Here is a 13,558-nt window from a genome sequence, read left to right as displayed (position 1 = left end):
TGCTATTTCCCTTCTTCGATGGGGATTCCCATCACCGCGCGTCGTCGGGGCGACGAAGCGCGGGAACCTGTGCGGCCGGCGGTGCCGGCCAGGCCGAGCACGACTCCGCGCGGCACGGCGAGCCGCTGGAGGAGGGCGAACAGGACCTCGCTGAGGAGCGTCAGCACGATCACCAGGATCGAGCCGGCGAGCATCTGCGGGTAGTCCCCCGACTTCACTCCGCGGAAGATGTACTGCCCGAGGCCGCCGGCGCCGATGTAGTCGGCGAGCGTGGCGGTCGCGATGATCTGCAGCGCCGCCGAGCGGAGCCCGCCGATCAGCAGCGGCAGCCCCAGCGGGATCTCGACCTTCGTCAGGATCTGCCACTCGGTCATGCCCATCGAGCGCGCCGCGTCGACCGTGCGGCGGTCGACCGCCTCGAGCCCGGAGTACGCGCCGGCGAGCACCGACGGGATCGCGAGCACGACGAGGGCGATCACCGGAGCGCCGAGGCCGAGCCCCAGGCTCATCGCCGCGAGGACGAGCACGCCCAGCGTCGGCAGGGCGCGCAGGCCGCCTGCGACCGGCACGGCGATGCCCTTGCCGCGCCCGGTGTGCCCGATCAGGTAGCCGATCGGGATCGCGATCGCGGCCGCGATCACGAGCACCAGCAGGCTGATGCCGACGTGCTGGGCGACACGGGTCGGGATCGCGTAGACCCCGGTCCAGTGCGCGGGGTCGGCGATCCAGGCGAAGGCCTCGGCGATGAGGTTCACGACGTCACCGCCCTCTCGACCGCGACCGGTCTGCGCGAGCGGCGCGTGCGGTCCAGAGCCGTCCAGGGCATGAGGAGACGGCCGATCAGCACCAGCAGTCCGTCGAGTACCAGCGCGAGGACGATCGTGAGGACGATGCCCGTGACGATCTCGCCGGTGATGCCGCGCTGGAAGCCGTCGGTGAAGAGCAGGCCGAGGCTCTGGATCCCGAGCACCGCGCCGACCGTCACCAGGCTGACCGTGCTGACCGTGACCACGCGCAGGCCCGAGAGCAGGACCGGACCGGCCAGCGGGAACTCGACCCGCCAGAAGCGCGCCCAGCCGGAGTAGCCCATCGCGGTCGCCGACTGGCGGACGTCGTCCGACACCGCGCCCAGTGCGTCCGAGGTGGTGCGGACCATCAGCGCGACGCCGTAGAGGGTGAGACCCGTGATCACGTTGGCGGTCGAGCGGAGCGGGATGCCCAGCAGCACCGGCAGCAGGATGAACATGGCCAGCGAGGGGATGGCGTAGAGCACGCCGAGCCCTGTCAGCAGGGTGCCGCGGCTCCAGCGGTAGCGGTTCGCGAACCAGCCGAACGGCAGCGAGACGAGGAAGCTGAGCAGGATCGGCGGGACCGACAGGGCCAGGTGCGCCAGCAGGTTCGCGACGATCGCGTCCGTGTTGTTGACGACCCAGTTCACGCGGCGGGGCCGTCCTGCGCGCGCAGCACTCCGGTCGGGCGCCCGTCGCCGTCGACCACGATGCGGGCGCCGTCGCGCTCCTCGATCCGGAGCGAGCGCTTGCCGCGGTCGGCGCCGACGAAGCCGGCGACGAACTCGCTCGCGGGGTTCGCCAGGATCTCGGCGGGCGAGCCCTTCTGCGCGATCCGGCCGCCCTTCTCGAGGATGACGACCTGGTCGCCGAGGAGGAACGCCTCGTCGATGTCGTGGGTGACGAAGACCACGGTCTTGTCGAGCTCGTCCTGGAGTCGCAGGGTCTCGCGCTGCAGGTCGGCGCGCACGAGAGGGTCGACCGCGCCGAACGGCTCGTCCATCAGCAGGATGTTCGGGTCGACCGCCAGGCCGCGCGCCACACCGACGCGCTGCTGCTGGCCGCCGGAGAGCTGGCTGGGGTACCGGGCGGCGAGCGCACGGTCCAGTCCGACCGTGTCCATCAGCTCGAGCGCGCGGGCGTGCGCCTGCTTCTTGGCGACCCCGTTCAGCCTCGGCACGGTCGCGATGTTGTCGATGACCTTGCGGTGCGGCAGGAGGCCGGAGTTCTGCATCACGTAGCCGATGCGGCGGCGGAGCGCGACGGCGGGCAGGGACGAGATGTCCTCGCCGTCGATCTCGATGGTGCCGGAGGTCGGCTCGATCATCCGGTTGATCATGCGGAGGATCGTGGTCTTCCCGCAGCCCGAGGAGCCGACGAAGACGGTCGTCTGCCGGGAGGGCAGCACGAGCGAGAAGTCGTCGACCGCCCGCGTGCCGTCCGGGTACTGCTTGCTGACGTTGCGGAACTCGATCACGAGGCCGCCCGCCGTCCGGCGGTGTGCGCGCCGATCTGTCCCTGGTCCACGACTGTGCCCGCTCTCGCTCCGCGCGTCCGGCCGTTGCACGGCCCGCGGCCCCGAACGGGGCCAGGCGGCAAGGAAAACACCAATAGCAGCCGCCTGCCAACCCGGACCGCGAAGTGTTGCGGGATGTTCCGGGAGCGACTAGGGCCTTGACAGTCCTAGCCGGTCAGGACTCCTCGACGGCTCCGTAGTGCGAGGTCATGTAGTGGCGCAGCAGCGAGCGGCTCTCGTCGATGAAGCGCTGGTCGCCGTTGGGGTCGATGAGGAACGCGCGCGTGAGCAGCGCGTCCGCGACCTCGATGGTCACCTCGAGGCGGAAGGACAGCTGCGCGCCGCCCGGGAGGCCGTACTCGGACGCGAGGATCTCGGCGAAGCGGCGGGCGAAGAAGCCGGCCTCGAACGCCTCGCCCGCGACCTCGGGGGCGTGGATCGTGTCCACGAAGCGGATGGAGCGGAAGCCCGGCTCGTTGCGGTGCATCTCGCAGAAGGCGTCGATCGCGCAGTCGACCGCGCCCCACCAGTTGCCCGGGTGGGTGTCGCGGATCTCGGTGATGACGCGGCGGCGGAAGCGCTCGAGGGCCCGCTCGCGCAGCGCCTGGAGGACGGCGATGCGGTCCGGGAAGTAGCGGTAGACCGTGCCGATCGCGGCTCCCGCGCGCTCGGCGACCATCGCCGTGGTCAGACGGTCGAAGCCGACCTCGTCGACGACGGCGGCCGCCGCGTCGAGCAGCGAGGCGAGACGGGCGGCGCTGCGCACCTGCACCGGCTCGTTGCGGACCTGGGACGATTCACCGAACGGTCGATCGACGAGGTTTCCAAGAGGCACGGCGGGCTCCTTCGGTCGTGGTTCCTACAATCGTACGCACGGCGACCGCCGGTCGGGGTCGTCTCATCGAAAGTCCCTCGTGTTTCGCGCCCCCGGAAGGGCGACGGCTCCGCGGGTCCGATCCACCCGGGAGAAACCATGTGCGGACGCTTCGTCCTCTCGCAGACCACCGCCGACCTGGTGGCGCTCTTCGACATCGACGAGCCGGGCGCCGACCTTCCGGAGCCGTCCTGGAACATCGCGCCGACGCAGCGGATCGCCGTCGTCGCGGAGTCGATGAAGGGGGTCGAGGAGGGCAGCCCGCCGCGGCGTCGGCTCGCCGGAGCCCGCTGGGGCCTGGTGCCCCGCTCCGCCGCCGACCCGTCCGCGGGGCCGCCGCTGTTCAACGCGCGGATCGAGTCCGTCGCCGAGAAGCCGTCGTTCCGCGAGTCCTACGCCTCCCGGCGCGCGATCGTGCCCGCCTCGGGCTGGTACGAGTGGCGGGTCGGCGCGGACGGGGCGAAGGCACCCGTCTACGTCTCGCCGGGCGAGGGCTCGCTCCTCCTGTTCGCCGGTCTCTACGAGTGGTGGCGCTCGGCCCAGCCGGGCTCTCCGTGGCTGCTCTCGGCGACGGTCCTCACCCGCCCCTCCGCCGGGCCGCTCGCCGAGGTGCACGAGCGGATGCCCGTGCTGCTGCAGCCGGAGCTGATCGAGGACTGGCTGGACCCGGCGTCCCCCGGGGACGGCGAGCTGCTGCGCGCGGCCGCCGAGGGCGCGGCCGAGCTGGCCGAGGAGCTCGAGGTGCACGGCGTCGGCGCGGCCGTGGGCTCCGTCTCGGCGAACGGCCCCGAGCTGATCGAGCCCACCGGAGCCTGACGATCGCGTGAGAGCGCGATCCGCGGTCCGGCATCCGGTCTGACAGACTGGGCGGATGCCGCTGACGCCCGAGAGCAAGCCCCTGAGCGCAGGCAAGGCGGAGGTCATGCACCGCGCCGCCCGCCTCGAGGACCGACTCCACTCCTTCCGGATGAGGCGCGTGAAGCGCAAGGGCTACGTCCCGAGGGTCATCCCCTACACCGGCTACGGCTCGACGACGCAGCTGCGCGTCCTGGCCCGCGTCCTCTACACGCGGCCGACCCCTCCCGGGGTCGAGGAGGTCCGCCCCGTCGAGGGCGTGCGCGGCTGGCGGAGCTTCACCAGCGTCTTCGTGAGCGGGGCCGTCGTGACCGTCGAAGCCGACGGGCAGACCCACCAAGTGACGGCCGACCGCGGCGGAGTCGTCGACGCGGACCTCCCGATCACGCTCGAGCCCGGCTGGCACACCATCACCTTCTCGACCGCGGGCTCGAAGCCCGTCGAGGCGCCCGTCTTCATCGTGCGTCCGGAGTCGCGGCTCGGAGTCGTGTCGGACGTGGACGACACGGTGATGGTCACCGCGCTCCCCCGCCCCTTCGTCGCCGCCTGGAACACCTTCGTGCTCGACGAGCACGCCCGGATGCCCACGCCCGGCATGGCGGTCTTCCTCGACCGCTTCGCCCGGCAGTACGAGGGCTCCCCGGTCATCTACCTCTCCACCGGCGCGTGGAACGTCGCCCCGGCGCTCACCCGCTTCCTGTCGCGGCACCTGTACCCGGCCGGAGCGCTCCTCCTGACCGACTGGGGCCCGACGCACGACCGCTGGTTCCGCAGCGGCAAGCAGCACAAGGAGATGAACCTCCGCCGACTCGCGGCCGAGTTCCCGGACGTGCGCTGGCTGCTGGTCGGCGACGACGGGCAGCACGACGAGGAGATCTACTCCGACTTCGCGGACGAGCACCCCGACAAGGTCGCGGCGATCGCGATCCGCCAGCTCTCCACCGGCGAGGCGGTGCTCGCGGGAGGCCGCTCCAAGGCCGAGGACCGCTCCCTGACCAGCGGCACGACCTGGGTCTTCGCGCCCGACGGCGCGGGCATCTCCGAGCAGCTGACGGAGCTCGGCATCCTCTGATCCCGCACCGGCTCCGGGAACGACGGAGCCGTCCGCTCCCCGGGGGGAGGGACGGCTCCGGTCGATCGGCTCGGACTACGCCTGGTGGGCGGCCTGCAGGTCGAGGGTGATGGTGACCTTCTCGCCGATGAGCACGCCACCGGTCTCGAGGGCCGCGTTGTAGGTCAGACCGAAGTCGGTGCGGTCGATGGTGGCCTTGGCGGTGAGGCCGGCCTTGTAGTTGCCGTAGGGGTCGGTGCCGAAGCCGCCGAACTCCACCTCGAAGGTGACGGGCTTGGTGGTGCCCTTGATGGTGAGCTCGCCGTCGACGAGGAAGTCGTCGCCGTTCGGGCGGACGGCGGTCGAGACGAAGTGGATCTCCGGGTACTGCTCGGCCTCGAAGAAGTCGCCGGTGCGGAGGTGGCCGTCGCGGTTGGGCTCGTTGGTGTTGACGGAGGCGACCTCGGCGGTGGCCTCGACCTTGGAGTCGAGCGGGTTCTCGCCGGTGGTGAACGTGGCGGTGAAGCGCTCGAACTTGCCCTTGACCTTGCTGATCATCAGGTGGCGGACGCTGAACGCGACCTCGCTGTGGGTGGGGTCGATGACCCAGGTGCCGGCCTTGTAGCCGGGGATGGTGACGGTGTCGGTCATGGTTTCTCCTCGAGTGTGACGGTCGTCGCGGGGAGAGCGTCCCCGTCCGATGTATGCAAGCGCATCGACGTCGATCAGTATTCCATGTAGCGACAACTATTTCATCCACGTTCCGTCGAAGGATCGGCGGACACCGCGTGAACACGGGGCGCCGCACCCCGGACGGGGGTCGGAGACGCTCCCCGAGCAGTCGTCAGCGGTCGGCGGGAGCCGGGTTGCGGATGCCGAGGAGGGAGACGACGCCGCCGGCGACCAGGAGGGCGGAGGTCGCGACGGCGGCACGGGAGAAGCCCTCGACGTCGAGCGAGTCGCCGACCACGAGCGAGGTCGCGGCGATGGCGACCAGCCCGGCGATGCGCGAGACCGCGTTGTTCACGGCGGAGCCGACTCCGCTGTGCCCGTCCTCGACCGCGCCGAGGATCGTCGAGGTCAGCGGGGCGACCGTCACCGCGAGGCCGAAGCCGAAGAGGAGGATCCCCGGGAGCAGCTGCGTGGCGTAGTCGGCGCCCTCGTCGACGAAGGAGAGCAGGAGGAACCCGGCCGCGGCGATCAGCGGTCCGACGCCCATGAAGAGCCGCGGGCCGAACCGCGCCGACAGCGACCCGGAGACCTGCGAGAGCAGGAGCAGCAGGATCGTCGGCGGGAGCGTCGCGAGTCCGGCCAGGGTCGCCGAGAAGCCCAGGGTCTGCTGCAGGAACAGGCCCAGCGCGAAGAAGCCGAAGGAGAGCGCGCCGTAGACGAACGCCGTCGAGACGTTGCCGACGGTGAAGTTCCGCGACGCGAAGAGCGACAGCGGCAGCATCGGATGCGCCGCGCGTCGCTCCCACACGACGAACGCGACGAGGGCGGCGACTCCCCCGATCAGGGCGGTCAGCACGAGCGGATGCTGGATCCCGAGCCGCTCCTGCTCGATCAGCGCGAACACGGGCCCTCCCAGGCCGATCACCCCGAGCACCGCGCCGACGCCGTCGATCGGCACCCGGGTCCCCGAGTCGACCGCGCCCAGCCTGCGCAGCAGGACCAGCGTCACCGCGATCGGCAGCAGGTTGAGCGCGAAGACGTACCGCCACGAGCCCGCGTCCACCAGCAGGCCGCCGAGCACGGGGCCGGCGATCGTCGCCGTGCCGGTCCAGGCCGTCCACGCGCCGATGGTCCGGGCCTGCGCGGCGCCGTGGACGGTCGCGATGATGAGGGCGAGCGAGCTGGGCACGAGGATCGCGCCGGCGGCGCCCTGGAGCATCCGCGCCACGATGAGGACCTCGGCGGTGGGGGCCAGCGCGCACAGCAGCGAGGTGACACCGAAGCCGATCAGGCCGATGGTCATGCTGCGGGCCCGGCCGATGCGGTCGGCGAGCGAGCCGGCCACGAGGATCAGCGCGCCGAGCGTGATCAGGTACCCGTCGACCACCCACTGCTGCACCGCGAGCCCGCCGCCGAGCTCGCGGGTGATGGCGGGCAGGGCGACGTTGACGACGGTGCCGTCGAGGAAGGCGACGAAGGAGGCGAGGACGGCCACCACGAGCACCGCGCGGCGGCGCGTCTCGGCGGGGTCGGCGGAGGCGGTCATGCTCGGGCTCTGGTCACCCGCTCACCGTACCGGCGGCCGCCGCTCCCGGGGCCGGGAGGGCGGGCATCCGGGCCCCCGAGCGCGGCCGCACGACGGATCCAGACTCGTCGCCTACTCTCGTAGCCATGTCTGCGCAAGGAACCGCCCGCGGCGGCGTGCTCGCCCGGGTCCTCGGGATCGTCGGAGCCAGCCTCGCCGGGGGCCTGCTGATCACGGTCGGGGTCACTCCCGCCCTCGCCGTCACCGGTCTCGCCGAGAACAACCCGATCGGGCTGTTCGAGACGGTGCCCGAGTACCTCGAGCTCGGCCAGCTGGCCCAGAAGACCGAGATCTACGCCAAGCGCACCGACGGCTCGGACGAGCTGCTCGCCTCCTTCTACGCGCAGAACCGCGAGGAGGTGGCCTTCGACCAGGTCAGCCAGTCCGTGAAGGACGCGGCGGTCTCGACCGAGGACCCGCGCTTCTACGACCACGGCGGCGTCGACCTGCAGGGCACGATCCGCGCGGTGCTCAGCAACATCGTCGGCGGTGACCTCCAGGGCGGATCCTCCATCACCCAGCAGTACGTCAAGAACGTCCTCGTGCAGAAGGCGGAGTCGCTGAGCGCGACCGACGAGGCCGCCTCGGAGGCCGCCTACGAGGAGGCGACCGCGACCACTCCGAGCCGCAAGCTCAAGGAGATGAAGCTCGCCGTCGACCTCGAGAAGAAGTACAGCAAGGACGACATCCTCCTCGGCTACCTCAACATCGCGGGCTTCGGCGGCCAGGTCTACGGCATCCAGGCGGCGGCCGAGTACTACTTCTCGACCAGCGCGGCCGACCTGAGCCTCGCGCAGGCCGCCAGCCTGATCGCCACGGTCAACAACCCCAACGGCCTCAGGATCGACCAGCCCGAGAACATCCCGGACAACAAGATCCGCCGCGACTACGTCCTCGACCAGATGCTGCAGGAGGGGAAGATCTCGCAGGCCGACCACGACGCCGCCGTCGCCGAGGAGGTCGTCCCCGCGATCACGCAGACGCCCACCGGCTGCCAGACCGCCGGCAACGCGGCCTTCTTCTGCGACTACATCACCCGCGTCGTCCAGAACGACCCGGCGTTCGGCGACGACGCGGACACCCGCCTCGCGAACTTCCAGCGCGGCGGCTACAAGATCTACACGACGCTCGACCGCGACCTGCAGGACACCGCGGCCAACGCGACGAACAACGCCGTCCCCAAGGTCCCCACCCTCGACACCAACATCGGCAGCGCGACCGTCTCGATGGAGGTCGGCACCGGCCGGATCCTGGCGATGGTGCAGAACAAGGACTACGACGCGGCCGGCGCCGTGAACGGCGCGAACTTCTCCGCCGTCAACTTCAACACCGACACGGCCTACGGCGGCTCCGCCGGGTTCCAGGTCGGATCGACCTACAAGGTGTTCACGCTCGCGCAGTGGCTCGCGAGCGGACGCACCCTGAACGAGACGATCAACGGCCGCGAGCGCACCTTCTCGGGCTTCCCCGCCAGCTGCGCACCGGGCGGCGAGCTCGACACCTCCTACGAGGTCAACAACGACGACAGCGAGAACGGCAGCTACAGCGTGCTGACCGGCACGATGCAGTCGATCAACACCGTCTACGTCTCGATGGCGCAGCAGCTCGACCTCTGCGCGATCCGCGACCGCGCGGTCGGCTTCGGAGTGAAGGCCGCCGACGGCGGCGAGGTCGACTACAAGCCGTCCGCTGTCCTCGGCTCGGACACGCTCATCTCCCCCCTCTCGATGGTCACCGCCTTCGCCGGCTTCGCCAACAACGGCACCGCCTGCTCCGCGATCGCCATCGACTCGATCACCGACGCGACCGGCGCCGCCGTCCAGCCGCCGACCTCCACCTGCAACCAGGCCCTCAGCCCCGAGCTGACGGCGGTCGCGAACTACGCCCTGCAGCGCGTCGTCACCGGCGGCACGGCCGCCCAGTCCGACCCGGACGACGGCATCGAGCACATCGGCAAGACGGGCACCACCGACAACGCGGAGTCGACCTGGATGGACGGGGCGAGCTCGCGCGTCGCGACCGTGGTCTGGGTGGGCAACATCGACGGCCACACCTCGATGCGCGAGGTCCGCTTCCCGAACTCGGAGCTCGAGAGCCGCCCGTACGCCTCCAACATCCGCCACTACATCTGGAACTCGGTGATGACCCGCGCCGACCAGAAGTACGGCGGAGACGACTTCGAGGAGCCCAGCAGCGCCCTGCTGAACGGCCGCCAGATCGCCGTGCCGACCGTCTCCGGCCGCTCGGTCGACGACGCCACGGAGGCGCTGGAGGACCTCGGCTTCGACGTCGAGGAGGGGGCGACCATCGACTCGTCGCTCCCGGCCGGCGTGGTGGCGGGCACCGACCCGGCCGCGGGCACGACCGTCGCGCGCTACTCCGACATCGCCCTGCTGATCAGCAACGGCTCGCAGGTCCCGGCTCCCGCCACCCAGGCACCGGCTCCGGCTCAGACCGGCACGGGAGTCCCCGCGACCGAGGCTCCCCCGGCGACTCCCACGGCGACCCCGACAGCGACAGCCACGGCGACTCCGACGGCGGAGGTCGAGGAGTGAGCTTCGACGCGGACTTCCTCGGCGTCCCCGCGGGTGCGCCGCTCCTGAGGGTCGAGCGCCCGGTCCGGCTCCTGCCGTACACGCACTTCGAGGTGCTGCTGGATCCGGAGCGGCGCCTGGCCGTCTCGACGGCCGTGAACATCGACGGCGCGCGCCTGGTCGAGCTCGGCCGCGGCGACGACTGGCACCTCGACGACCGCATCCCCGCCTCCGAGCAGACCGGGCCGGAGGTGTACGCCCGCAACGACCTCGACCGCGGCCACCTGGTCCGCCGCCGCGACCCCGTCTGGGGCGACCGGGACGAGGCCGCCGCGGCCAACCGCGACAGCTTCTGCTACACGAACGCCGCGCCCCAGGCGAGCGGCTTCAATCAGTCGCAGGAGCTGTGGCTCGGGCTCGAGACGCTGGTGCTCGAGTACGCGCAGACCTGGCGCACGCGCCTGAGCGTCTTCACCGGGCCCGTGCTCGCGGACGACGACCCGGTCTACCGCGGTACGGGCATCCCCCGCCGCTTCTGGAAGATCGCGGCGTGGAGCCCGGACGGATCGACGCTCGCGACGAGCGCGTACCTGCTCGACCAGAGCGAGCTCGTGGAGCGGGTGCGCGAGGGCCTGGTGCCGCTCGGCGGCTTCAGGACGTTCCAGCTGCCGGTCGCCGCGATCGGCGAGCTGACCGGTCTCGACGTGGACCTCCTCGCCGGGGCCGACGTGCTCGGCTCGGCAGGACTCCGGCCGGAGCCGTGGCGCGAGATCGTCGAGCCGTCCGACGTGGCGAGCGGCCTCCTCCCCCGCTGAGGCTCCGCCGGGGGCAGGATGGGCGGATGAGCACCCCCGTCCTCGTCGAGATCACCTCCGGCGCCGTCGTCCTCCGCGACCCGGAGGGTCCGCTCGTCCGCGTGGACGAGGCGGGCTACCTCCGCGGCGACGGGGTCTTCGAGACCGTCGCGGTCCTCGACGGACGTCCCCGTGCGCTCGGCGAGCACCTCGAGAGGCTGGCCGGATCGGCCCGGGCCGTCGGGCTGACGATCCCGGAGGCGCCCCTCTGGTCCCGAGCGGTCGACCTCGCCGTGGCGGAGCACGACCGGGTCGACGACCTGACGGTCCGCTTCATCGCCGCCCACGGCTCGAGCGACTCCGCCCGGTGCACCGTGCGCGCGGCTCCGACTCCCGACTCGAGCGCGCTCCGGGAGAAGGGCGCGGCCGTCGTCGTGCTGGACCGCGGGTACGCGAGCGGTCCGCTCGCGCCGTGGCTGCTCCCGGGCGTCAAGACCACCTCGGGCGCCGTCACCCGGGCGGCGCTGCGCGAGGCGGCGTCCCGGGGCGCGGACGACGTGGTCTGGCGCACGAGCGACGGGCTTCTCCTCGAGGGGGCGACGTCGAGCCTGGTGCTCCTCGGCGACGGGGTGCTCGCGACGCCGCTCTCGGACAGCGTGCTCGCCGGCACGACGGTCGAGCGGGTCCTCGCGCTGGGCGAGCGCCGCGGGCTCGCGTCGTCGCGCCGCGAGCTGCCGGTCTCGGCGCTCACCGGTGCCGATGCGGCGTGGCTGGTGTCGAGCACCCGGCGGGCGATCCCCGTCCGCTCGGTCGACGGCGCACCGCTCGCGATCGACGCGGGCCTGACGGCGGCGTTCGAGGCGGGGCTGCTCGCCGGCTGATCGCGTCCGCGGCTCGGACTCCCTGCGCGTCAGGCCGCTGCGGCCAGCGCGCGGGAGGTGTGCGGGCCGACGCCGGCCTCCTCCGCGTCTCCGAGATCGGCGAGCGTGTCGACGTCCAGCCTCAGCGTCGACGAGCCGGGCAGCACGACGACGGCGCAGCCCGCGTCGCGGTGCCGGGCCAGAGAGCCCGGGCCGAACGCCGGAGCGACGAGGGCTCCGGCCGCCAGCAGGAGCGCCGTGGTGCCGCTCCCCTCGCGGTCCGGGACGACGGCCGGGAGCGACCGCGTCGCGAGCGCCTCGGAGAGGTCCGACGGCAGCAGGGCGGGCAGGTCCCCGGTCAGCACGATCACCGGGGCGCCCGGCCGGCGGTGGAGGGCGGCCTCGGCTCCCCCGGACACGGCGGCGTCGAGGGTCCCCGGGTCGGGCACCACCACCAGCTGCGGGTGCTCCGCCCGTGCGCGGTCGGCCGCACCGGCGTCGGAGGTGACCAGGAGAAGGCTCGCCACCGGCTCCGCGGCGGCCACGGCGGCGAGCGTGTCCAGGAGGAACGCTTCGGCCAGCGCCGCGCGGCCCGGCACGTCGAGGCGCGTCTTCGAGCCGCCGCGGCCCTTGAACACGACGACCGCGCTCCAGCCGGTCACGCGCGCTCCTCGCGCGAGGCTGCTCCGGCCGCGAAGCCCTCGGCGAAGGCCTCGTCGGCGCCGAGGCGGAACATGTCGTCGGGGCCCGTCCGGGTCAGCGTGCGGGCGCCCGGGCTCTCGATCCCCGTCACCAGGCGGGCGAGCCCGCGGACGACGGCGACGGGGCGACCGCTCGCCTTGCCCTTCACCAGGTCGCCGAGTGCGGCGATCTCGTCCGCCACGGCCGGCATGGTCACTCCGAGCGTGCGCCCCAGGGCGTCGACTCCGCCGCGGAGGTCGTCGATCACGAGGACGCCGGCGGCCCCGATGGCCGCGTCGGTCTGCCCGACCCGCCACGCGCGGCCCAGGGTGTCGCTGACGAGCACGCCCACCTCCACGCCGAGCCGCTCCCGGAGGCCCGCGCAGAGGGCCCGCGCCGAGGCGTCGGGGTCGACGGGGAGGAGGAGGACCGTCCCCTCCGCGACGTTGCTGGCATCGACTCCGGCCGCCGCCTGCACGATCCCGAGGCGGTTCTCCACGATGCGGGTGACGCCGGAGCCGTGCGCCCGGGTGGCGACGACGCGGACGGTCTCGGCCGTGATCGCGTCCTCGCGGTCGGCCGCGGCGACGACGCGCCCCTCCGCCTTCGAGACGATCTTGCTCGTGACCACGAGGATGTCGCCGTCCGCGGGCCGGTCCTCCTCGGCGGCGGCGGCGACGGCCGCGAGGATCAGCTCGAGCAGGTCGTCACCGGGAGTCACCTCCGGGATGCCGTCGAGGGCCCAGGCCTGCACGCGCGTCTCGCTCACCGGTCCATTCTCCCGGCTGCCGCGGGCGCACGGGTCCACGGCCCGGGATCGCCCGGGTGGACGATCGGCGGCGCCTCAGCCGGCGGCGAGGTACGCGGCGACCGCGGGCGGCACGTAGGGGGCGACGTCGCCGCCGAGGGAGGAGACCTGCCGCACCAGCGAGCTCGACACATGGGCGTGCGCGGGATCGGGCAGGAGGAACACCGTCTCGACGTGCGCGAGGTTGCGGTTCACGATCGCCATGGGGGTCTCGTACGCCACGTCGACCTGCGAGCGGATGCCCTTCACCAGGATGCTCGCGCCGACGTCGGTGCAGTAGTCGACGAGCAGGCCCATGCTCCACGAGGCGACGACGATCCGCCCCTCGAGCCCGGCCTCCGCGATCGACTGCTCGATCAGCGAGACGCGCTGGGCGATCGGCAGCAGCGCCGTCTTGGCGGGGTTGTGCACCACCACGACGTGCAGCTCGTCGACCAGGCGCGCGGCCCGCTCGATCACGTCGAGATGACCGAGGGTCACGGGGTCGAAGGAGCCGGGGACGACGGCGATGCGGGCCATGCCGACAGAGTAGCGGGCGGG

General features: G+C 72.4%; 14 protein-coding genes. 5 read left to right on the top strand and 9 right to left on the bottom strand.

Annotated elements, in window-relative coordinates:
* Nucleotides 1-2 precede the first annotated feature (2 nt).
* The 4 genes from C5C37_RS04755 to C5C37_RS04740 all read right to left on the bottom strand — a co-directional run bounded on the left by C5C37_RS04755 (nucleotide 3) and on the right by C5C37_RS04740 (nucleotide 3,139).
* Nucleotides 3-755, bottom strand: coding sequence for an ABC transporter permease (locus tag C5C37_RS04755; protein ID WP_104225632.1), 753 nt, complete (start codon nucleotides 753-755; stop codon nucleotides 3-5).
* The gene (locus tag C5C37_RS04750; RefSeq protein WP_104223109.1) at nucleotides 752-1,438 is read right to left on the bottom strand and encodes an ABC transporter permease; all 687 of its coding nucleotides are present in this window, start codon (nucleotides 1,436-1,438) and stop codon (nucleotides 752-754) included. The genes C5C37_RS04755 and C5C37_RS04750 overlap by 4 nt, the downstream gene beginning before the upstream one ends.
* A complete protein-coding gene (locus tag C5C37_RS04745) occupies nucleotides 1,435-2,265 on the bottom strand; it encodes an ABC transporter ATP-binding protein (RefSeq protein WP_104225631.1) in 831 nt (276 codons plus the stop codon). Before C5C37_RS04745 ends, C5C37_RS04750 begins: the two co-directional genes overlap by 4 nt.
* 214 nt (nucleotides 2,266-2,479) lie before the next feature.
* Nucleotides 2,480-3,139, bottom strand: coding sequence for a TetR/AcrR family transcriptional regulator (locus C5C37_RS04740; protein WP_104223107.1), 660 nt, complete (start codon nucleotides 3,137-3,139; stop codon nucleotides 2,480-2,482).
* Between the two features lie 138 nt (nucleotides 3,140-3,277).
* Here C5C37_RS04740 and C5C37_RS04735 point away from each other — a divergent pair, with 138 nt between their 5' ends.
* Complete coding sequence (locus tag C5C37_RS04735) at nucleotides 3,278-3,994, top strand: SOS response-associated peptidase (RefSeq protein ID WP_104246545.1); 717 nt, start codon at nucleotides 3,278-3,280, stop codon at nucleotides 3,992-3,994.
* 55 nt (nucleotides 3,995-4,049) lie between these two features.
* Nucleotides 4,050-5,105 carry an App1 family protein gene (locus C5C37_RS04730; protein WP_258059297.1) on the top strand — a complete coding sequence of 352 codons (1,056 nt, stop codon included), beginning with the start codon at nucleotides 4,050-4,052 and terminating at the stop codon, nucleotides 5,103-5,105.
* A 75-nt stretch (nucleotides 5,106-5,180) separates the two neighbouring features.
* On the opposite strand, the gene C5C37_RS04725 is transcribed toward C5C37_RS04730, so the two are convergent.
* Nucleotides 5,181-5,735, bottom strand: coding sequence for a YceI family protein (locus C5C37_RS04725; RefSeq protein ID WP_104237910.1), 555 nt, complete (start codon nucleotides 5,733-5,735; stop codon nucleotides 5,181-5,183).
* A 193-nt stretch (nucleotides 5,736-5,928) separates the two neighbouring features.
* Complete coding sequence (locus C5C37_RS04720) at nucleotides 5,929-7,302, bottom strand: DHA2 family efflux MFS transporter permease subunit (protein WP_104225629.1); 1,374 nt, start codon at nucleotides 7,300-7,302, stop codon at nucleotides 5,929-5,931.
* Between the two features lie 125 nt (nucleotides 7,303-7,427).
* Here C5C37_RS04720 and C5C37_RS04715 point away from each other — a divergent pair, with 125 nt between their 5' ends.
* Genes C5C37_RS04715 through C5C37_RS04705 form a run of 3 tightly spaced genes read left to right on the top strand, consistent with a single transcriptional unit; the run spans nucleotide 7,428 to nucleotide 11,550 of the window.
* Nucleotides 7,428-9,896 (top strand): transglycosylase domain-containing protein, encoded by a 2,469-nt coding sequence (locus C5C37_RS04715; protein ID WP_104338538.1) that lies wholly within the window; start codon nucleotides 7,428-7,430, stop codon nucleotides 9,894-9,896.
* A complete protein-coding gene (locus tag C5C37_RS04710) occupies nucleotides 9,893-10,690 on the top strand; it encodes a DNA/RNA non-specific endonuclease (protein WP_104246547.1) in 798 nt (265 codons plus the stop codon). The genes C5C37_RS04715 and C5C37_RS04710 overlap by 4 nt, the downstream gene beginning before the upstream one ends.
* Nucleotides 10,691-10,716: 26 nt before the next feature.
* Complete coding sequence (locus C5C37_RS04705) at nucleotides 10,717-11,550, top strand: aminotransferase class IV (RefSeq protein WP_104338537.1); 834 nt, start codon at nucleotides 10,717-10,719, stop codon at nucleotides 11,548-11,550.
* Nucleotides 11,551-11,579: 29 nt separating this feature from the next.
* Here C5C37_RS04705 and cofC read toward each other — a convergent pair whose 3' ends face one another.
* The 3 genes from cofC to coaD form a co-directional block, all read right to left on the bottom strand.
* Entirely contained in the window at nucleotides 11,580-12,191 is a 612-nt protein-coding gene (cofC, locus tag C5C37_RS04700) for a 2-phospho-L-lactate guanylyltransferase (protein WP_104225626.1), read from the bottom strand.
* Nucleotides 12,188-12,979 carry a coenzyme F420-0:L-glutamate ligase gene (locus C5C37_RS04695; protein ID WP_258065751.1) on the bottom strand — a complete coding sequence of 264 codons (792 nt, stop codon included), beginning with the start codon at nucleotides 12,977-12,979 and terminating at the stop codon, nucleotides 12,188-12,190. Before C5C37_RS04695 ends, cofC begins: the two co-directional genes overlap by 4 nt.
* A gap of 75 nt (nucleotides 12,980-13,054) precedes the next feature.
* Nucleotides 13,055-13,537 (bottom strand): pantetheine-phosphate adenylyltransferase, encoded by a 483-nt coding sequence (gene coaD / locus C5C37_RS04690; RefSeq protein WP_104233800.1) that lies wholly within the window; start codon nucleotides 13,535-13,537, stop codon nucleotides 13,055-13,057.
* Between the last annotated feature and the right edge of the window lie 21 nt (nucleotides 13,538-13,558).

Origin of the sequence: Rathayibacter sp. AY1F9, assembly GCF_002932155.1 — a bacterium.
Lineage (GTDB): Bacteria > Actinomycetota > Actinomycetes > Actinomycetales > Microbacteriaceae > Rathayibacter.
The sequence above is the reverse complement of the archived record's forward strand: the minus strand, read 5'-3'. Positions and strand labels throughout refer to the sequence as shown.